Origin of the sequence: Enterobacter sp. CRENT-193 (genome assembly GCF_002787395.1) — a bacterium.
Classification (GTDB): domain Bacteria; phylum Pseudomonadota; class Gammaproteobacteria; order Enterobacterales; family Enterobacteriaceae; genus Enterobacter; species Enterobacter hormaechei_C.
Genome location: NZ_CP024812.1, coordinates 3,450,381 through 3,469,097, shown reverse-complemented (window position 1 = coordinate 3,469,097; position 18,717 = coordinate 3,450,381). Strand labels below are relative to the sequence as shown.

Sequence of the window (18,717 nt, the reverse complement as noted above, 5' to 3'; positions counted from 1 at the left end):
GGCTCTAAGTGGTACGCATCTTACCTTTCAGAGATAGCCATTATGACTCAAGCACAACCTCAAAGAAGTACGTCAGATTTGGTGAAAGCCGCCGTATCTGGCTGGCTGGGCACCGCCCTGGAATTTATGGATTTCCAGCTCTACTCCCTTGGCGCCGCGCTGGTGTTTCATGAAATTTTCTTCCCTGAGCAATCGGCGGCCATGGCGCTGATCCTGGCGATGGGCACCTACGGCGCAGGCTACATCGCGCGTATTGTCGGGGCATTTATTTTCGGCAGAATGGGCGACAGAATTGGCCGTAAAAAAGTGCTGTTTATCACCATCACCATGATGGGGATCTGCACCACCTTAATCGGCGTGCTGCCGACCTACGCGCAGATCGGGATTTTCGCACCGGTGCTGCTGGTGACGCTGCGTATTATTCAGGGGCTGGGCGCGGGGGCAGAAATCTCTGGTGCGGGCACCATGCTGGCGGAGTACGCGCCGAAGGGTAAACGCGGCATCATCTCCTCGCTGGTGGCCATGGGCACCAACTGCGGAACGCTGAGCGCCACGGCGATCTGGGCCGTGATGTTCTTTGCCCTCGATCGTGAAGAACTTATTGCCTGGGGCTGGCGCGTGCCATTCCTCGCCAGCGTGGTGGTGATGATCTTCGCCATCTGGCTGCGTATGAACCTTAAAGAGAGCCCGGTGTTTGAGAAGGTTAACGACGCCGAAACCGTTGCGCCAGCGGCGGCGCAGGATACCTCATTAGGCGCGATGTTTAAGAGCAAATCGTTCTGGCTGGCGACGGGGCTGCGCTTTGGCCAGGCCGGTAACTCTGGGCTTATCCAGACCTTCCTTGCCGGGTATCTGGTGCAGACGCTGTTATTTGATAAGGCGATCCCAACCGATGCGCTGATGATCAGTTCGATTCTCGGCTTCCTCACCATTCCGCTGCTGGGCTGGCTGTCCGATAAAGTGGGGCGCCGTCTGCCGTATATCATCCTTAACATTTCAGCCATTATTCTGGCTTACCCGATGCTGTCGATTATTGTTGATAAGAGTTACGCGCCGGGCGTGATTATGCTCTCTATCATCGTTATTCATAACTTTGCGGTCCTCGGGCTGTTTGCGCTGGAAAACATCACCATGGCAGAGATGTTTGGTTCGCGGAACCGCTTTACCCGCATGGCAATCTCGAAAGAGGCGGGAGGGCTGGTGGCCGTAGGCTTTGGTCCGGTGCTGGCGGGGATCTTCTGCAATATGACCGGGTCCTGGTGGCCAATTGTGGCGATGCTGGTGGCGTACTCGCTGATTGGACTGGTCTCCGCTTTGCTGATGCCGGAAGTGCGCGACCGCGATCTGAGTGAAGCCGAAGATGCAGCCGAAGCGCCGCGTAAAGAAGCGGTAGCCTACGGCGCGCTCTCTTCACGGCGTTAATGGTTTATATCTTGCGCTACCTGTCACACAACTTTTCACTGATGTCACACCACATGGCGAAAAGTTAATGTAAATCAAGATCTGAAAACGACGTATCAGTATGGTTAATGGCAGCGTTTTTGACTCCGACTGCCATTCTAGTTGGTGTAGTCAGCAGGCGCTGCCGCTCTTAAAAGGAAGCGGCAGCGGATCACAGCTTTCATTAATTAACGAGTCTCAATCATGGAAAACCAGTTATTACAGGCGAAGGCAACGCGTCCTCAGTACGATCGCGACAGCCTCAAGGCACGCATTGTTCATTTAGGGTTTGGCGCGTTCCACCGCGCGCACCAGGCGGTGTACACCGATATACTCGCCGCAGAACAGGGCAGCGACTGGGGTTACTGCGAAGTTAACCTGATTGGCGGCGAACAGCAGATCGCCGATCTGAAGGCACAGGATAACCTTTATACCGTGGCAGAGATGTCTGCCGAGGCGTGGACAGCGCGCGTGGTCGGCGTCGTCAAAAACGCGCTGCATGCGCAGGTCGACGGGCTGGAAACCGTGTTGGCGGCGCTGTGCGAGCCACAGGTCGCCATTGTTTCCCTGACCATCACCGAGAAAGGGTATTGCCATTCCCCGGCAACAGGACAACTGATGTTTGATCATCCGTTAATCGTTGCCGACCTGCAAAACCCCCATCAGCCGAAATCTGCGCCGGGCGTTGTGGTTGAAGCGCTGGCGCGGCGTAAGGCGGTGGGGCTGCCAGCATTCAGCGTGATGTCATGCGATAACATGCCGGAGAACGGCCACGTGATGCGCAATGTCACCTGCGCCTACGCGCGCGCTGTTGACGGCGAACTGGCCGACTGGATTGAAGCGAACGTCACCTTCCCGTCAACCATGGTGGACCGTATTGTGCCCGCCGTCACGGCTGACACGCTGGATAAAATCGAACAGCTGACCGGCGTACGCGATCCGGCAGGTGTCGCCTGCGAGCCGTTCCGCCAGTGGGTGGTGGAAGATAATTTCGTCGCCGGACGTCCAAAGTGGGAAAAGGCCGGTGCGGAACTGGTTTCTGATGTTATTCCGTTTGAAGAGATGAAGCTGCGAATGCTTAACGGCAGCCACTCGTTCCTGGCCTATCTCGGCTACCTTGCCGGTTATCAGCACATTAACGACTGCATGGAAGATGAACATTATCGCGCAGCCGCGCATGCGCTGATGCTGAAAGAGCAGGCGCCGACTCTGAAAGTGAAGGGGGTGGATTTAGCTCACTATGCTGACCTGTTGATCGCGCGCTACAGCAATCCGGCCCTGCGTCACCGCACCTGGCAAATCGCCATGGACGGTAGCCAGAAATTGCCGCAGCGGATGCTCGATTCCGTGCGCTGGCACCTGGTCCACCAGAAACCCTTCCCGCTGCTGGCCCTCGGTGTGGCGGGCTGGATGCGTTATGTCGGCGGTGTGGATGAGCAGGGTAACCCGATTGAGGTGAGCGACCCGCAGCTGGCGGTGATTCAGGCGGCGGTAAACGGTAGCGCTGAAGGCGAAAGCCGCGTTAATGCGCTGTTAGGCATTGAGGCTATTTTCGGTAACGAGCTGCCGAAGGACGCGGTGTTTGTGGCGTCGGTCATGCAGGCTTATCAGACGTTGCTGCAAAAAGGCGCGAAGGCCACGGTTGCTGAGTACGCCACCCGGCTTTAACGCTATGACATGCCGCCGTCCGCGGCGGCATGTCGGGGCGCAGCTTAGTGCATCCCCAGGCGAATCAGCTCAATCGGTTCGAACTTACCTTCGCATCCTTCCACTTCAACCGTTTTACCACGACGCACCTGCTCGGCATTAAGGCCGTCGCTGTGGATTGCTTTAATCACGCCGAACTGACCTGTGCCGCTAATCATGACGCGGCTGCCAGTGGTGATTGCATTTCGGTTACGGTCGTATGTCATCATGGTATTTTCTCCTCTCGTACTTATCCGCTACGGCGCTAATTCGACGGCTGCCGTTCACGGGGCACTATTAATACGCCTCTCTTTAACGAAATTATTTGCTTTTGATCAAGCTCACACTTTTTTCTTATTTCATGCAGGCGTTGACGGTTCAGGACACCACTTTACAAAGCGGACAGTTATTTTCCTTAATTGATAGTTTCCGGATGCAAGTGTTTAGGCTTTGTTTATATCCACAATGTCATTCTGGAGACAGAAAATAACCCTTCATCGGAAAAGGAGTCAGGCTTATGTATAAGAAAATTTTGATGCCTGTTGACGTGTTTGAAATGGATTTGAGCGATAAAGCGGTACGCCATGCGGTCAACCTCGCGAAGGCGGAAGGCGCGACGATCACCCTGGTCAACATTCTCCCTAACAGCAGCCGTTCATTACTGCGGGGGTTCAATGCCGATATTAAGAAGTTCGAAGAGTATATGACCGCCGAGTCTGATAAGAAGATGAAGGCGCTGAAACGGCTCTTTGATATGTCCCCGGAAAATATTGATTGTGAAGTTCGCTTCGGCAACGTACGCGATGAAATCATCAAGCTCAGCAAAGAGGGGAAATATGACGTTATTGTTATTGGATCAAGAAATCCGAGCATGACAACCCATCTGCTGGGTTCAAATGCTGAAACTATCCTGCGCTACGCCACTATTCCGGTGTTAGTGGTCCGCTAATTACTTCGCCGCAACCGAAAGGGGGCGGCGAGGTTTTATTCTTCGCTGAACCACTCGCGGTTTTCCTGACGAATTAACTGAACTGACTCACTAATTTCCTGAAGGTGAAGCGTCATCGCTTTATCTACGGCTTCCACGTCGCGTTTTTCCAGCGCGCTGAAAATATCATGATGCTGGCGCAGCAACATCTCTGGCGGAGAAACATGGTCGAGGCTCATGTAGCGCACTCGGTCGATGGTCGCTTTGATGTTTTCAACGGTATCCCACGCGAGCTGGCACTCGGCGATCTGCGCCAGTTTCTGGTGAAACTCGTCGTCCAGCTGGAAAAAGTCGTTTAACTGTTTGCGGTCGATGGCGATTCGTTGCTGATGCAGGTTTTGCTCCAGCAGGTAGCACTGGTTATCGTTGATGAGCGACGCGGCGCGACGCACCACGGCGCACTCGATGGCCTGGCGAACAAAACAGCCATTCCGTACCTGCGAAAGCGAAATTTTATTTACATAGCTGCCGCGCTGTGGGCGGATCTGAATAAGGCCGTTTTCTGCGAGTTTAATAAACGCCTCGCGCACGGGCTGACGGGAAACGTCAAAACGTACCGAAACCTCTTTTTCTGAGAGTGGCGTTCCCGGTGGGATCAGGCAGCGAACAATATCACGGCGTAAGATGCGATATATTTGCTGATTAACGGGCTGGGTAGGATTAAGTTGCGATTCAGCGGCCATGGGTTGTGATTTCTCAGAGAGTTAACCTGAACATACTACCATTCTTTTCCCTGCCATCACATACCCGGCCCGCAGGCCGGGAAGGGTGAATTACCCGCGATGCACGCTGAGTCCGGCATAGGTCTGGCTGACGGGCATCATCTCAACCGTGTTGATGTTGACATGCTTCGGCAAATTCGCGACCCACCAGACGGTTTCGGTGATATCTTCCGGCGTCAGCGCATTCGCGTTTTCATAGGTTTTATCCGCTTTCGCGTCATCGCCTTTGAAACGCACGTTGGAGAATTCGGTTCCGCCTACCAGACCCGGTTCAACATCGGTCACGCGGATCGCGGTTCCGTGCAGGTCGGTGCGCAGGTTCAGACTGAACTGGCGGACAAAGGCTTTGGTCGCGCCATAGACGTTGCCGCCCGCGTAAGGCCAGCTTCCGGCGGTGGAACCGATGTTAATGATATGACCACGGTTACGTTCAACCATGCCCGGCAGCACGGCGCGGGTCATGTACACCAGGCCTTTGTTGTTGGTGTCGATCATGTTCTCCCAGTCTTCCACGCTGGCTTTGTGGGCAGGCTCCATACCCAGCGCCAGGCCAGCGTTATTGACCAGCACGTCAATTTCACGCCATTCGGCAGGCAGGTTGGCAATCATCTCTTCAATGGCGGCGCGGTTGCGGACGTCCAGCTGTGCGGTCAGAATGCTGTCACCCAGCTCGTCTTTTAGCTCCTGCAAACGCTCCTGACGACGCCCCGTTGCAATCACTTTGTGTCCGTTGGCGACGAAGCGACGCGTGATGCTTTCACCAAAACCCGCTGTCGCCCCGGTAACTAAAATAATCATCTCACTGTTCCTCAACGCTTTTTGTGTTGTACTAACATAGCACGCTCTCCGGCACGTCGTTAAGGCAACATTTGTATGACGCCATTGCAGGCCGGCGCAGGCTGGCCTACTCTGGGGAGAAATACCGTGCTCAGGAGTAAACGATGTCGGTCAACAATCCTTTTTTTGAAATTAGCCTGTTGCCTTATCAGGCGCCACGTTTTGATGCGATCAACGACAGCCATTATCGCCCGGCGTTTGATGAAGCAATGCGCCTGAAGCGTGCAGACATTGACGCGATTATCGCGCAGCGCGCCGCGCCGGACTTCGATAACACCGTGCTGGCGCTTGAAAAAAGCGGGGCCATGCTGTCGCGCGTGAGCAGCGTATTCTTCGCCATGACGTCCGCACACACTAACGATGATCTTCAGGCGCTGGACGAGCAGTTCTCCACCGAACTGGCCGGGCTGGCGAACGATATCTGGCTAAACGATACGCTTTTCGCCCGCGTGGAAGCCGTCTGGCAGGATCGCGAGGCGCTGGATGCCGAATCCCGCCGACTGACGGAGGAGACGTATCAGCACTTTGTTCTTGCGGGCGCGCGTCTGAACGCCGATGAAAAAGCCGAGCTGAAATCTCTGAATACCGAAGCCGCCACCCTGACCAGCCAGTTCAACCAGCGCCTGCTCGCGGCGAATAAGGCGGGAGGGCTGGTGGTGGACGATGTTCGCCAGCTTGACGGGCTCAGTGCGGAGGAGATGGCTGCCGCGGCTCACGCTGCCGCAGAAAAAGGGCTGAAGGAGCGCTGGCTGATCCCGCTTTTGAATACCACGCAACAGCCCGCGCTGGCGGCGCTGGCGTTGCGCGAGACCCGTAAAAGGTTGTTCAGCGCGGGCTGGGAACGCACTCAGAAAGGCGACGAAAACGATACGCGCGAGTTGATCCGTCGGCTTACCGCGTTACGGGCAAGACAGGCGCAGCTGCTCGGCTTTGACAACTATGCGAGCTGGAGCATTGCCGATCAAATGGCGAAAACGCCGGAAGCCGCGCTCGAATTCATGCGCGGAATAGTGCCTGCGGCGCGCGGCAGGGCTGCGCTGGAGCAGGCGGATATTCAGAAAGTCATCGACGACGAGCAGGGCGGTTTTACGGTGCAGGCCTGGGACTGGGCGTTTTATGCCGAACGCGTGCGCTCAGCGAAATACGCGCTGGATGAGTCGCAGATCAAACCCTATTTCGCGCTCAATACCGTGCTTGAAGATGGCGTATTCTGGACCGCCACGCAGCTGTTCGGTATTCGTTTTGTCGAGCGTTTCGATATTCCGGTTTATCACCCGGATGTTCGCGTGTGGGAGATTTTCGACCACACGGGTGAAGGCATGGCGCTGTTCTATGGCGACTTTTTCGCGCGTGATTCCAAAGCGGGCGGTGCGTGGATGGGGAATTTTGTTGAGCAGTCTTACGAGTTTGCTGCGCGTCCGGTGATTTATAACGTCTGCAACTATCAAAAACCGGCGAACGGGCAAACCGCGCTGATCTCCTGGGATGATGTGATTACCCTGTTCCACGAGTTTGGCCATACCCTGCATGGTCTGTTTGCCAGCCAGCGCTATGCCACGCTTTCAGGCACCAACACGCCGCGTGATTTCGTTGAATTTCCGTCGCAGATCAATGAACACTGGGCCAGCCATCCGCAGGTGTTTGCGCACTTTGCTCGTCATTATCAAACCGGCGAACCGATGCCGGATGCGCTGCGGGAAAAAATGCTCAATGCGACCCAGTTTAACAAGGGTTATGACATGACGGAGCTATTGAGCGCCGCGCTGCTGGATATGAACTGGCACGGCATTCAGGAGCCCGTTGAAGACGTGGAAGCCTTTGAAGCCGCCGCGTTGAAAAAAGAGGGGTTGGATCTTCCAGCCGTACCGCCGCGCTATCGCAGCAGCTATTTCGCCCATATCTTCGGCGGCGGGTACGCGGCGGGGTATTACGCTTACCTGTGGACGCAAATGCTGGCGGACGATGGCTATCAGTGGTTTGTCGAGCAGGGTGGTTTGACCCGCGAAAACGGACAGACATTCCGCGAGGCGATTTTGTCCCGCGGCAACAGCACTGATCTAGCTGAACTTTACCGGAACTGGCGCGGGCACGATCCGAAGATCGAACCGATGCTGGAGAATCGCGGATTGAGTGCGTAAGGCTTTTTTAGTGTGTAAACAGAACCGGGCGCGAGGCCCGGTTTTTTGTACGCTTTGGTCCGCTTTGTGTCTGAAAGGTACATTGAGACAGGTATAATTACGGGCCATTAGTCGCTGCGATAAAAGAGGGTTACTGAAATAGCATCGCCAGTAACACCAGGAACAGCAGCATGACATAGATTCGTGCGTGCCAAATATCAGGTACAGCAGGTATAACCCGACGGCTAAAAACTATTCCTGCCCAGCCTGTTAGTACCAACATACCTAAAATTTTCAGGTTGATAAAACCGAGAAATCCATTCACAGGAATAGTTTGCCAGCCAATAACTGCATACGTCACGGCACCACATAGCGCGACGGGCAGGGAAAGCGGATTAGAAGCACTAATGCATTCACGCATCGCATAACCATGGCGCCGTAACAGGGGTACCGTCATTACGCTTCCGCCCACGCCAAGCAATGCGGCTATCATACCAATGGTCACTCCGCCGCCCGTTACTACAGGAAATGACAAGCGACGCAGAGAACTTCCTCCGAGAAAACCCTTACGCAACAAACAATCGCTGATTGTTGCCAGCATGTAGAAAATGAACAGCGCGCGAACAACACTCTCACTAAATATTCCTGCCAGACAGGAACCCATGATAGCCCCAATGGCTATAAACCATAGTAACGGGAATAACATTTGCGATGAAAGCTCGCAAGCTCGCCAGTTTCGATAGGTGACCCAGCCCGCGTTAAATATCATCACCGATGTAGAGGTAGCAACCGCGATATGCATGGCGTTTAGTGCCAGTTCGGTCTGCCGTAGCATTAGTTGATAAACGAATGGTACTACGACAAAGCCGCCGCCAAAGCCAAAAAGCACGGTGGTAATACCGGTAGTAAAGCCTGCCAGCGCAATGATTGCGATATCATTCAAAATCATACCCTCGACCTGAAAATGATTTCGCAGCTTATACCGGTAGCGTCCTGCTTCCCATTCGCGCCGCGCTCAATTACCTTTGTAAATCGGTCATAAGGAGACGGGTGTGCGCAACGTAAAGATTGAAGAGGTCGAGCAGCTAGATCGTGAAGTGGTAGCGATAGGCAATGACTATGTGCAGGGATTTATGCTGCCACAGCACAAACATCGCCGCGCGCAGCTGCTATATGGCGCGACCGGATTAATGCATGTCATAACCCAGGATGGAGAGTGGATTGTTCCTCCACAACATGCTGTTTGGATCCCACCCGAAACTATGCACGCCGTCAAATTTGTTGGCGTGACTACTCGCAGTCTGTATATAGAACCAGATTTCGTGAATGCCTTCTTAAAATATCCTCGTTGTGAAGTTATTAGCGTATCGCCATTATTACGTCAGCTATTGCTTGAGTCAGTGGATTTACCGCCACTGTATGAAAGCACGCGTGACCGTGCACTGATAAATCTGATGATATTGGAGCTGGCGGCTATGCCGGTTCGCGAATTCGATATTCCGCTGCCGCGACATCCGGCCCTACTGGCTCTTTGTCAGGCGTTTTTACTCAATCCCTCAATCCATGATCCAGCAGAGCGCTGGGCAAATGCGCTGTTCATGAGCGACAGCACCTTTCGTCGCCATTTCCTTAAGCAAATGGGCATGTCATTTTCTGTCTGGCGCCAACGAGCATGCGTGGTTAGCGCGCTGGCATTGTTGATAACGGGAAAACCCGTAAATGAAGTAGCCTTGACTCTTGGATACGATAATGCATCATCCTTCGCAACGATGTTCCGCCGTGTCACAGGACAGCCACCTTCGTATTATCACCCGGCATTATTCAAAAAGTTCCACGGGACAGGGCACCGATCATAGCGTCAGCTATGTACCAGCTAAAGACGCTGCCACGTCAAATTCATGAAAAGGGTTAAGGTGTTAAAATCGTAGGCGTTTAGGATCTTAATACTATTAAATAATGATAAATAAAATACTGGTCAGTGCCTGCCTGATGGGCCTTAAAGTCCGTTATAACGGGAAAGAGAAAGCGCAGATGACTCATCAACTTGCTCGCTGGCAACAGGAGCAGCGCCTGGTGATGCACTGCCCTGAGTTGGCTGCGGGGCTACCTGTTCCGAGACCACCCGCTGAGATTATGTCTGCTGAGGGTAAAGACGTAATGCGTGGACAAGCCAGAATAATTGAAAACACCGGAACAGATGTTACCGGGCATTATCAACTTGCAGCCTGGCTGGCTCTGCGAGCAGCACAAGAAGCAGGATGTACTGCTGCTTTGTTAACTGATGGTAGTCCAACGTGCGGAACTCAGTTTATCTACAACGGTTCTTTCAGTAATCAGCGTAAATCGGGTATGGGAGTGGCAGCGTCATTACTCTCCGAGCATGGTATTGCGGTATTTTCAGAAACTCAGTTTGCGGAGCTTGTGAACTGGATTGAAGAAAGGGAATGAACGATTCTCCAGGATTAACGCCGAGCGGCATCGCTTCCTGGTCATAATGGGTATGCAGCTCATTTTTCCATTTTATGAGCCACCTCGATTAACTCCGCCCCCTGATTCTTCACGTTCCCCACGGCGCGAGTTACAGCATGCCAAATAAACTCGTCGGCGGGTACTGTACCGTCGGCAATAATCTCTTCCGCTTCTTTCCCGCCAACATCCTGTCGCATCCATTCTCTTGCTGCTTCTGGCGACAGAACCAGCGGCCGTCGATCGTGTATATCAATGAGGCCTTTATCCGCAGCAGAGGTCACTATGAGAAATCCCTCGGCTTCATCGCCGCGCTCAAACGGCGTACTGCCGATCGCCGCCATGAATATCGGCTGCCCGTCGGCCCGATGAATAAAATACGGCTGTTTCTTGTCGCCTTCCTTTTTCCATTCGAACCACCCATCGGCAAAGCAGATCGCCCGGCCATGCTGCCAAAGAGGTTTAAACATTCTGCTGGTGGCTGCGGTTTCTACACGCGCGTTAATCAGTGGTGCTTTGTCCCACCATCCAGGCGCGTAGCCCCAGAATACCGGATCGAGGTGCAGTTGTTCGTCACGTTCGCTTAACAGCAGCACTTTGGTACCGGGCGCAACGTTGTAGCGGCCAATGGGTTCAGGGTCATATGCGATATCGCGTTCGCCTTCGTCGGCTAGGTAAGCCAGATATTCTTCACGGGTTTGGGCTTGTGCAAAACGTCCACACATAGAAACCTCCAGTCAGTCAGACTGAAAGTATAGGGCAGGGAGAAAAAGTCGCGCGGGCATGCTTCTGAGATTGAACCGATGCTGGAAAATCGCGGCCTGAATACACAGGGGTATTGTTAGTTGAAAACAGAACCGGGCTTTGCGCCCGGTTACTCTTGTATCAACCACATATCCGACTCTTCGAACATCTCCTCGAGCATGCGGTTGAGCTTTTCACGGTCGCTTTTGCTGGCGTCGCTGTTCAGGCCGTTCGCTTGCATTGGCTTAACCGTCACGCTGGCATCAGGAAAAATCCGGTGCACGCGTTTAGTCAGCTCGGCCAGGATGATTTCCCTGGCTCCCTCCAGCCCCTGTACGTTTCGCTTGTCATAAACCAGTTCCACAAACATGATTGTTTACCTTATGGATATTACGCATGTGATTCAGCCTGAACGTAAAATACTACTGTATATGGGTACAGTCAAACGGCGTTCAGGCTAAAGCATTGTCCAGAGCAATGCAGACAGCGTTGCCAGTCCGCCCAGAACAACCAGAAACACCGTCACGCCGCGAAGCTCCGCCAGCGAGGGGCGGGTGTATATGAGGTACGCAGGGATAAGGAACAGGATCACCGCGATCAGTGGTCCGCAGAACATTTCAATCAGGCTGAGCACATCCGGATTGGCATAAACAATGCCATAGGTCAGCAGGAACAGCGCCAGAGAGGCCAGCCGCTTGCTGGCGCTGGCCTTTTTGCCGGATACGCTGGCAGCCAGCTGACCAAACGTTTGTGCGACCGACAGGCCTACGCCGAGAAAGGATTTCGTCATACCGATGATAGCGATGAGCGGGGCAATGTGGTAAATCAGGCTGAAATCACCGTTTCCTTTCATCACGGACAGCACATTCAGGTTTTCCGCCTTCGCCCGTACAAAGTTGTCATGCGGGATCCCCAGCACGCAGCTCAGCACGAAAAAGAGGATACTGGCGAAGATGGCTAAATAGGCGATGCGGATCACGAACAGTGCCTTTTTCTCGCCCTCCGCTTTCCTCTCCCGGTAGTAAGAGCTCAGCGGAGAGACCATAGGCGCAGAGCAAAACGAGAAGGTAATAAGCGGCAGCGTCAGCCAGATATTTTTCAGCGTTACCGGCAGCGGCGTGGCGTTCATTTCAGCGGCCGTATTGGTCAGGTTAGACAGATGCCATCCCGGGATAAGTGATATGGCGATCAGCAGTACAGATGCCGCGAACGGCAGCGCCAGCGCGCTCATAATGGCCACGACTCTGTCCCGGCCCTTACTAAGCACCACATAAAGTGCGGCAACCACGATAAACGACAATGGCCCACGACTGAGCGCGGTAATATGCAGATGCTCCACCAGTAAATTACTCAGCGCATTAATCAGCGCCACCCCGTAAACCAGGGTTACCGGGAAGAAGGTCACACAATAGAACAGGGTGATCAGCTTTTCACCCCGTCCGCTGAAGAAGGAGCCGAAGATCGGCAACGTGCCGTTTTCATTCTTCTCTTCTCGCATATACACACGACAAAGGAGTAAATGGGGGATCAGGGATAACGGCAGCCCCAGCAGGAGCATGACCAGGAAAATAACCGGACCACGGGTGCCGATTTCCACGGGCAGGAACAGCGTTCCCGCCCCGACGGCTGTACCGTAGAGGCCCAGCGTCCAGATGTTATCCTGCCAGTGCCAGTTAGAGCGTGTTGTAATATTAGCTGAGAGAGTGGTGGCTTTATTCATCATATTTTACCGCGTTGTTAGAGGAGCGACGACTTATTTAGTTTTTATCTGCCTGTAGTCGTTGCTGCGCCATTACACCACGGGTGGGAGGGGTTTGATTTCGCATACCGTAAACCTTATGTGTATGCCTGCAATAACTATCGTTATTCTTTGACGATGCTTTAACAGGCGGTTAATTAAGAAGGGGATTTGTTAAATTAACGAACAAATAACGACTGACTTTCCCTGCCTGCACGTCTGTTAATTAAAAAATAAATACCCTGTTTTATTAAGTAACATAAGGCGCCATCATATTGAAGGGGGGCTTATTTAATTATTTTATTGGATGGAAAATTATCCCGTTATGCCTCAAATTAAAAAACAGGATATAGACAATCACGTAACCTGCTCGTAGCTTTCAAACTGTCTTGTAACATAACGCTATCTTTATGGTGGCGAAGGGGCACAAGGCGTCTTATGCCTGCTATTAAACGCCCCATAAAAAAATCCTCTTCTATACTCAGTTACGTTTAGTGAAATATGCCGCCGCTCCACACGTCGCGTTGCCTTAATAGCGGCGGGCAGCAGGGGCATATATCCACGAAAACGCCTTAATAATGGTCAATTTTGCATTTTTAGAGGGGGATTCCTGGTATGTTGCATTCTCAATCCTCGCGGGTCGGCAGCATGTTGCTGCTGCTGACCGCGATAATAGCCTTCGCGGTGGCGCTATACGCCTGGTGGACGCCGCTTACCGGCGTCACTGGCACCATTGGCGCACTGGGCGTGGTCATTGCCAGCGTAGTGCTGGCGATCCTGACCGTTATGCTACGCGCGGCATCGCGTCGCGGGGCGCGCGTTTTCCTGATTATTGTCACCCTGGTGGTGTTGGCGGGTATTGGTTTTGCCGCCGCGCTGCTGCACCAGTACATCATAACGGCAGCCATGGTGGTCGGCCTGATAGGTCTGATTATGCTGAGCAGCCATTCCGCCCGTTACAACCATCGCGTCAGAAGCTGAGGAGCCGCCCGTGCACAACGATAAGCATTATCCCTTCATAAAAGTCAGCATGACGGCGCTGGCGCTGCTGGTCGCTCCGCTCGCGCTACAGGCGCAGGATAAGGCCACTGAGGCCTCTCAGGGGACCCAGGAATCGCTTAACATTGATGCCGCCGATCAGCAGGCACCCGGAACCACAAAAACCACCGACGATGCCTCAACCGGCAGCGGTGACGGAAAGAAAGTCGCCTCGGCCAGCCAGCCCGCGACGCCGCTGGTGCCCGGCTCGCCCACCTGGGACAGCTTCCACGGCCAGCTTAACGCGCAGAAATACAGCCCCCTGACCCAAATTACGGCGGATAATGTCGGGAAATTAACGAAAGTCTGGGAATTCCATACCGGCGACGTCTCGGATGGTAAAGGCGATACGCCAGCTACCGTCTGGTCCGCAACGCCCATTTTCGCCAACGATACGCTCTACATTGGCACGCCATTCGATCGCCTGATTGCGCTGGATCCGGGGACGGGTAAAGAGAAGTGGCATTATGACACGAAATCGTCGCGCAAGGCGCTGACCCAGCCAGTGCTGAAAAACCGCGGCGTTTCCTACTGGCAGGCCAAAAATCCGGTGAGCGGAGAGGCATGCCAGAAGATGGTTTATATGGGCACCGTTGACGGCAAGCTCTTTGCGCTGGACGCCGATTCAGGCAAACCTTGCAGCGGCTTTGCGAATAACGGCGTGTTGGATCTGAACCAGTGGAATACCGTTAACGCGAAGTATCCGCTCTCTGTCCTGCAACCGCCAACCGTTGTCGGCAACCATCTGCTGGTGGGCTGGGCCGGGAAGGACTGGGCCTATGCCGAAGCCCCTCCGGGCACCGTATTTTCAGTCAACGCCCAGACCGGTAAGCTTGAATGGACCTTTGAGGCGATCCCGGCAGAGATTCGCAAGCGTACCGGTACCGCCAACGTCTGGACGCACATGTCCGCCGATGAGGCCAACGGGCTGGTCTATCTCCCGGTTTCATCGCCATCTCCCAACTATTGGGGCGGCAACCGCGTGGACGCTATTCCGCTTGGTACCTCGACCACCGCGCTGGACATCAACACCGGTAAAGTGGTCTGGTCCCGTCAATGGGTACACCACGACGTCTGGGATTACGATATTAACTCCGCCCCGACGCTGATGGACATCACCGTAGACGGCAAGCAGATCCCGGCGCTGATTCAGGCCACCAAGCAGGGTTTCCTGTTCGTGGTTAACCGCCTGACGGGGGAGGACGTATGGCCAATCGAAGAACGTCCGGTTCCGCAGGGTGATGGTTCGGTTCAGGGTGAAGTTCTCTCGCCCACGCAGCCGTTCCCGACCAAACCCGCACCGCTGCTCGACCAGTCGAAAAAACCGGAAATCTGGAAGCTGGCGGATATCGTCGGTGGCGGCCAGTGCTCTCGTCTGTGGGATAACCTGACCTATGAGGGAATGTATACTCCGCCGACCACAAAGGGCGAAGGCACGCTAACCTATCCTGATAGCGCGGGCGGCGTACAGTGGGGTGGGGTGGCGTTCGATCCGCAAAAACAGATCGCCATCGTCAACACCTCGCATATCGTCCAGTACGTGAAGCTCTACAGCCGCGAAGATTACGATAACGCAGACAAAGAGTCCGGTAACGAAAGCGGCTTTGCCCCACAGGAAGGCGCCCCGTACGGTATGCGTCTGCTGGTGGCGAGCAACTGGCTGGGCATGCCGTGCTGGCAGCCGCCGTTTGGCGAAATCGTGGCGCTGGACATGCATACGGGCGATGTGAAATGGCGTCGTCCGGTTGGCGCCTCCCAGCAGTATGGCTTCTTCATGCCGGAGAGCTGGGGTTCACCTACCATTGGTGGCCCGGCAGTGACGGCGGGCGGCGTGATCTTCATCGGTGCTTCAATGGATGCCAAAGTGCGTGCCTACTCGGTCGAGAGCGGTGAAGAGCTGTGGTCCGATCAGGCAGAAGCGCCGGCAGTAGCGAACCCGTCAGTCTATGAATATAAAGGTCGCCAGTATGTGGCCTTCGTGGCAGGCGGGAATACGATCCTGAAGGATCAGGTGGGCGATCAGGTGGTGGTCTACGCCTTGCCGGAATAATTCATCAGGAAGGGGAAATAAGCGTGGGGCCTGCGGGCCCCACTTTGTTTTGCAATTGTCGTTTTACCGACGCGTTATTTATCGGCTGATGCGCCGGAGTGGGTTGACATCTGCTCGGCGGACTTCAGATGCTGCTCAACGACCGGCGTGTGCTCGTTGGCCAGAGCCTTCACATCCGGATCGTCGATTTTACTGGCGTCGCTCTTAAGCTTCGACAGCACCTTCTCGTGGTCCTTCACGCCAGCATATTCCATATACATTTTGTCAAAAGCGTCACCACGCTGGTTTTCCAGCCTTGAGTTCAGGGCTTTATGCGCGGCGTCTGGTTCGGTCGGCAGCTCCACGCCCTTTTTCTGGGCAACGGTCTGGACTTTGGTCAGCGCGGCGCCGTGATCGTCGACCATTTTCTGAGCGAATGTTTTCACTTCACTGCTTTGGGCCTTGTCCAGGGCGAGCCTGGCGGCGGCGACTTCGTTGATATTGGCCTGCGCCATGTCCTTCAACGCATTCTCGTCGCCGGAGCTGAGTCTGGCGTCCGGTTGAGCCTTGCCCGCAGTTTGAGTTTGTGCGGCGCTTGTCGTCTGGGCTTGTACGCCAACGGTGCTGAACATTGCTGCAACTGCTGATACGGCTAGCAGCCTTTTCAGGGTTTTACTCGTGTGCATATTGTTCTCCTGATGGTCATGGTACAGGTAAGTTTCGGTTGCTTCAGGCGCAACCGGACAGATAAATGCTCACTACAAGGGTCAGTATAGTAGATGAAACTGCTGCACCCGCCGTTCAGGTCAGTGATGGCTGGTCGTGATGCTCAATTCTTCTACAATATTGATACGGATCATTTACATATTTGGTGCTAATGTTAAATATATAGATTCATCAACAGGAGGAATGATATGAAAAAAGCACTATTAGGGAGTGTATTGGCTTTAACAGTAGCAAGCTTCGGCGCATCTGCGGCAGATATGATTTCCAAGGATGAAGCGCACCACTTCAAACTTGAATACCTTGGTAATGTATCTGTAGGGGCTTCAGGTGGACAAATTTCTTCACCTTCAGATCTTCATCAAAAACTCTCAAAACTGGCAGACGAGAAGGGCGGGAAATACTACGTCATTATCGCTGCCCGCGAGCATGGCCCTAACTTCCAGGCCGTCGCAGAAGTCTTTAAATAATTTTCTCGAATACCACAAAAACCCGCTTCTGGCGGGTTTTTTGCTTACAGACAGCCAATAAAATGCCCCTGATGCGGGGCAAGTTTAAGTCAAAACTTTTCTTATGTTTATGTGCTCTAAGGCTTTGGGACAATAACAGCTTGTTCAAATAATGCAACATAAATGCATGTTTAAATGTGACGGCTCCATCATGCTGCTCATCTTAAGGTTAATGCAGCATACGTAACGTAGATAGTCTACGCTTTACAAAGGGTTATGGTTAAAACCATTTAGAGAATGGATACAGTTAACGGTCGTAAGAGGTAAAGATGAAAGTTGACGCACTTACACAAAAGGCAGAGGAAGAGATTTCAGCGCTTATAGCCAAAAAAATTGCAGAGTTACGAAAAAAAACAGGGCAGGAAGTTTCTGAAATAGAGTTTATCGCTCGTGAGGCCATGACGGGCCTCGAGGGGTATGAAGTAAAAATCAAACTCCTGTAAGCGTTTCTTCCTGAAATGGTCGCTCAATTCTTGCCGCAAAAGAGAACCGGGCGTGATGCCCGGTTGTATTATGGATAATCATCGTCTTTATGAGCGAATAAATGTCAGTATATCGGCGTTTATGGTATCTGCATGCGTGGTATGCATCCCATGCGGGAAGCCTGGATAAATTTTGAGTTCGCTGTTTGCGAGCAGCTTATCCTGTAGAAGGGCGGCATTTTTATAGGGGACAACCTGATCGTCATCACCCTGCAACACAAGGACGGGAACCGTAATGGCTTTAAGATCGTCCGTCTGGTCGGTCTCTGAAAACGCCTTAATGCCTTCATAGTGGGCTTTGGCGCTACCGATCATTCCCTGACGCCACCAGTTCTGGATTGTGCCCTGCGAAACCTCTGCTCCGTCTCGGTTAAATCCATAGAAAGGACCGCTGGCGACGTCGAGGTAAAACTGGGCGCGGTTAGCGGCCAGCGCCTGGCGGAAGCCGTCAAACACCTCAATGGGCGTTCCGCCGGGGTTCGTGTCTGATTTTACCATCAGCGGAGGAACGGCGCTGACCAGTACCGCTTTGGCCACTCGCCCCTGAGGCTGGCCGTACTTCGCAACGTACCTGGCGACCTGGCCCCCGCCGGTGGAGTGGCCGACGTGCACTGCATTACGCAAATCAAGGCTTTCGACCACGGCCGATGCGTCGGAGGCATAATGATCCATATCATGACCTTCACTTACCTGATCGGAACGACCATGACCACGACGGTCGAGGGCGATGACGCGGAAGCCTTCTGCAAGGAAAAAGAGCATCTGGTTATCCCAGTCATCGGCGCTCAGCGGCCAGCCGTGATGGAAAACGATCGGCTGCGCATCCTTCGGACCCCAGTCTTTGTAATAAATACTGACACCATCTTTCGTTGTTACGAATGCCATATTTCAGACTCCTCTGCTAATGGCAAAAACGTGTGAAGGCTAAGTAAATAGCCCAGCATTTAGGGACGTAATAAAACTGACTTATATTAATCTTATTACTGATATATCCGCTTAAAGTGTAGAAGGGTTCCTGAAAACAGTTATAGATTAAATTTGTATGGTCATTATTTATTTTTAAACGAAATATCCCCTAAACCAGCCGGGGCACTGTGTTATTTTTCTCGCGTGGTGAATCCCCCTGTGCGGAGGGGTTAAACAGCACGTGTAGCTTAGGCAATCAGTAGCGGGTCAAGGTGGCTGACCAACGACTCAC

19 protein-coding genes are annotated in these 18,717 nt (G+C 53.4%); 10 read left to right on the top strand and 9 right to left on the bottom strand.

Annotated elements, in window-relative coordinates:
* The first annotated feature begins 42 nt into the window (after window positions 1-42).
* Together CU081_RS17185 and CU081_RS17180 are read left to right on the top strand one after the other, a co-directional pair.
* Window positions 43-1,422: an MFS transporter gene (locus CU081_RS17185; protein WP_039268871.1), complete on the top strand. Its 1,380-nt coding sequence runs from the start codon at window positions 43-45 to the stop codon at window positions 1,420-1,422.
* Window positions 1,423-1,644: 222 nt separating this feature from the next.
* Window positions 1,645-3,108 carry a mannitol dehydrogenase family protein gene (locus tag CU081_RS17180; RefSeq protein WP_022651134.1) on the top strand — a complete coding sequence of 488 codons (1,464 nt, stop codon included), beginning with the start codon at window positions 1,645-1,647 and terminating at the stop codon, window positions 3,106-3,108.
* Between the two features lie 44 nt (window positions 3,109-3,152).
* Here the strand turns inward: CU081_RS17180 and ydfZ are convergent, their stop codons facing one another.
* The gene (ydfZ, locus tag CU081_RS17175; RefSeq protein WP_003857405.1) at window positions 3,153-3,356 is read right to left on the bottom strand and encodes a putative selenium delivery protein YdfZ; all 204 of its coding nucleotides are present in this window, start codon (window positions 3,354-3,356) and stop codon (window positions 3,153-3,155) included.
* A gap of 287 nt (window positions 3,357-3,643) precedes the next feature.
* On the opposite strand from ydfZ, the gene CU081_RS17170 reads away from it, so the two are divergent.
* Window positions 3,644-4,075 (top strand): universal stress protein, encoded by a 432-nt coding sequence (locus tag CU081_RS17170; RefSeq protein WP_003857404.1) that lies wholly within the window; start codon window positions 3,644-3,646, stop codon window positions 4,073-4,075.
* Window positions 4,076-4,110: 35 nt separating this feature from the next.
* Here CU081_RS17170 and CU081_RS17165 read toward each other — a convergent pair whose 3' ends face one another.
* Together CU081_RS17165 and ydfG are read right to left on the bottom strand one after the other, a co-directional pair.
* Window positions 4,111-4,797, bottom strand: a complete 687-nt coding sequence (locus CU081_RS17165; protein ID WP_003857403.1) for a GntR family transcriptional regulator — start codon at window positions 4,795-4,797, stop codon at window positions 4,111-4,113.
* Between the two features lie 90 nt (window positions 4,798-4,887).
* Window positions 4,888-5,634 (bottom strand): bifunctional NADP-dependent 3-hydroxy acid dehydrogenase/3-hydroxypropionate dehydrogenase YdfG, encoded by a 747-nt coding sequence (ydfG, locus tag CU081_RS17160; protein ID WP_015570609.1) that lies wholly within the window; start codon window positions 5,632-5,634, stop codon window positions 4,888-4,890.
* A gap of 143 nt (window positions 5,635-5,777) precedes the next feature.
* Here ydfG and dcp point away from each other — a divergent pair, with 143 nt between their 5' ends.
* The gene (dcp, locus tag CU081_RS17155; RefSeq protein WP_022651135.1) at window positions 5,778-7,811 is read left to right on the top strand and encodes a peptidyl-dipeptidase Dcp; all 2,034 of its coding nucleotides are present in this window, start codon (window positions 5,778-5,780) and stop codon (window positions 7,809-7,811) included.
* A gap of 130 nt (window positions 7,812-7,941) precedes the next feature.
* Here the strand turns inward: dcp and CU081_RS17150 are convergent, their stop codons facing one another.
* The gene (locus CU081_RS17150; RefSeq protein WP_032645704.1) at window positions 7,942-8,733 is read right to left on the bottom strand and encodes a sulfite exporter TauE/SafE family protein; all 792 of its coding nucleotides are present in this window, start codon (window positions 8,731-8,733) and stop codon (window positions 7,942-7,944) included.
* Window positions 8,734-8,842: 109 nt separating this feature from the next.
* On the opposite strand from CU081_RS17150, the gene CU081_RS17145 reads away from it, so the two are divergent.
* Both CU081_RS17145 and CU081_RS17140 read left to right on the top strand, forming a co-directional pair.
* Window positions 8,843-9,646 (top strand): AraC family transcriptional regulator, encoded by an 804-nt coding sequence (locus CU081_RS17145; RefSeq protein ID WP_039268873.1) that lies wholly within the window; start codon window positions 8,843-8,845, stop codon window positions 9,644-9,646.
* A 100-nt stretch (window positions 9,647-9,746) separates the two neighbouring features.
* Window positions 9,747-10,238, top strand: coding sequence for a DUF523 domain-containing protein (locus tag CU081_RS17140; protein ID WP_022651137.1), 492 nt, complete (start codon window positions 9,747-9,749; stop codon window positions 10,236-10,238).
* Window positions 10,239-10,297: 59 nt separating this feature from the next.
* Here CU081_RS17140 and CU081_RS17135 read toward each other — a convergent pair whose 3' ends face one another.
* The 3 genes from CU081_RS17135 to CU081_RS17125 form a co-directional block, all read right to left on the bottom strand.
* Window positions 10,298-10,981 (bottom strand): SOS response-associated peptidase, encoded by a 684-nt coding sequence (locus tag CU081_RS17135; RefSeq protein ID WP_003857392.1) that lies wholly within the window; start codon window positions 10,979-10,981, stop codon window positions 10,298-10,300.
* 149 nt (window positions 10,982-11,130) lie between these two features.
* Entirely contained in the window at window positions 11,131-11,370 is a 240-nt protein-coding gene (locus tag CU081_RS17130) for a DinI family protein (RefSeq protein WP_003857390.1), read from the bottom strand.
* Between the two features lie 87 nt (window positions 11,371-11,457).
* On the bottom strand, window positions 11,458-12,720 hold the full coding sequence (locus CU081_RS17125; protein ID WP_080332505.1) for an amino acid permease: 1,263 nt from the start codon (window positions 12,718-12,720) through the stop codon (window positions 11,458-11,460).
* Between the two features lie 633 nt (window positions 12,721-13,353).
* Here CU081_RS17125 and CU081_RS17120 point away from each other — a divergent pair.
* Both CU081_RS17120 and CU081_RS17115 read left to right on the top strand, forming a co-directional pair.
* Window positions 13,354-13,719, top strand: coding sequence for a hypothetical protein (locus tag CU081_RS17120; RefSeq protein WP_022651139.1), 366 nt, complete (start codon window positions 13,354-13,356; stop codon window positions 13,717-13,719).
* 10 nt (window positions 13,720-13,729) lie between these two features.
* A complete protein-coding gene (locus tag CU081_RS17115; protein WP_022651140.1) occupies window positions 13,730-15,826 on the top strand; it encodes a pyrroloquinoline quinone-dependent dehydrogenase in 2,097 nt (698 codons plus the stop codon).
* A gap of 74 nt (window positions 15,827-15,900) precedes the next feature.
* Here the strand turns inward: CU081_RS17115 and CU081_RS17110 are convergent, their stop codons facing one another.
* Entirely contained in the window at window positions 15,901-16,491 is a 591-nt protein-coding gene (locus CU081_RS17110) for a DUF4142 domain-containing protein (RefSeq protein WP_022651141.1), read from the bottom strand.
* 228 nt (window positions 16,492-16,719) lie between these two features.
* On the opposite strand from CU081_RS17110, the gene CU081_RS17105 reads away from it, so the two are divergent.
* Together CU081_RS17105 and CU081_RS17100 are read left to right on the top strand one after the other, a co-directional pair.
* A complete protein-coding gene (locus CU081_RS17105; protein ID WP_003857380.1) occupies window positions 16,720-16,998 on the top strand; it encodes a DUF1471 domain-containing protein in 279 nt (92 codons plus the stop codon).
* A 308-nt stretch (window positions 16,999-17,306) separates the two neighbouring features.
* Window positions 17,307-17,480 carry a GnsA/GnsB family addiction module toxin gene (locus CU081_RS17100; RefSeq protein ID WP_003857379.1) on the top strand — a complete coding sequence of 58 codons (174 nt, stop codon included), beginning with the start codon at window positions 17,307-17,309 and terminating at the stop codon, window positions 17,478-17,480.
* Between the two features lie 87 nt (window positions 17,481-17,567).
* Here CU081_RS17100 and CU081_RS17095 read toward each other — a convergent pair whose 3' ends face one another.
* On the bottom strand, window positions 17,568-18,404 hold the full coding sequence (locus tag CU081_RS17095; RefSeq protein ID WP_003857377.1) for an alpha/beta fold hydrolase: 837 nt from the start codon (window positions 18,402-18,404) through the stop codon (window positions 17,568-17,570).
* Between the last annotated feature and the right edge of the window lie 313 nt (window positions 18,405-18,717).

What these genes read in the sequence shown, in the direction of transcription:
- CU081_RS17165 (WP_003857403.1), bottom strand. Translation starts at nt 4,797, where the DNA reads ATGGCCGCTGAATCGCAACTTAATCCTACCCAGCCCGTTAATCAGCAA.
- CU081_RS17120 (WP_022651139.1), top strand. Translation starts at nt 13,354, where the DNA reads ATGTTGCATTCTCAATCCTCGCGGGTCGGCAGCATGTTGCTGCTGCTG.
- ydfZ (WP_003857405.1), bottom strand. Translation starts at nt 3,356, where the DNA reads ATGATGACATACGACCGTAACCGAAATGCAATCACCACTGGCAGCCGC.
- CU081_RS17180 (WP_022651134.1), top strand. Translation starts at nt 1,645, where the DNA reads ATGGAAAACCAGTTATTACAGGCGAAGGCAACGCGTCCTCAGTACGAT.
- CU081_RS17095 (WP_003857377.1), bottom strand. Translation starts at nt 18,404, where the DNA reads ATGGCATTCGTAACAACGAAAGATGGTGTCAGTATTTATTACAAAGAC.
- CU081_RS17130 (WP_003857390.1), bottom strand. Translation starts at nt 11,370, where the DNA reads ATGTTTGTGGAACTGGTTTATGACAAGCGAAACGTACAGGGGCTGGAG.
- dcp (WP_022651135.1), top strand. Translation starts at nt 5,778, where the DNA reads ATGTCGGTCAACAATCCTTTTTTTGAAATTAGCCTGTTGCCTTATCAG.
- CU081_RS17105 (WP_003857380.1), top strand. Translation starts at nt 16,720, where the DNA reads ATGAAAAAAGCACTATTAGGGAGTGTATTGGCTTTAACAGTAGCAAGC.
- CU081_RS17170 (WP_003857404.1), top strand. Translation starts at nt 3,644, where the DNA reads ATGTATAAGAAAATTTTGATGCCTGTTGACGTGTTTGAAATGGATTTG.
- CU081_RS17110 (WP_022651141.1), bottom strand. Translation starts at nt 16,491, where the DNA reads ATGCACACGAGTAAAACCCTGAAAAGGCTGCTAGCCGTATCAGCAGTT.
- CU081_RS17140 (WP_022651137.1), top strand. Translation starts at nt 9,747, where the DNA reads ATGATAAATAAAATACTGGTCAGTGCCTGCCTGATGGGCCTTAAAGTC.
- CU081_RS17135 (WP_003857392.1), bottom strand. Translation starts at nt 10,981, where the DNA reads ATGTGTGGACGTTTTGCACAAGCCCAAACCCGTGAAGAATATCTGGCT.
- CU081_RS17100 (WP_003857379.1), top strand. Translation starts at nt 17,307, where the DNA reads ATGAAAGTTGACGCACTTACACAAAAGGCAGAGGAAGAGATTTCAGCG.
- CU081_RS17125 (WP_080332505.1), bottom strand. Translation starts at nt 12,720, where the DNA reads ATGAATAAAGCCACCACTCTCTCAGCTAATATTACAACACGCTCTAAC.
- CU081_RS17185 (WP_039268871.1), top strand. Translation starts at nt 43, where the DNA reads ATGACTCAAGCACAACCTCAAAGAAGTACGTCAGATTTGGTGAAAGCC.
- ydfG (WP_015570609.1), bottom strand. Translation starts at nt 5,634, where the DNA reads ATGATTATTTTAGTTACCGGGGCGACAGCGGGTTTTGGTGAAAGCATC.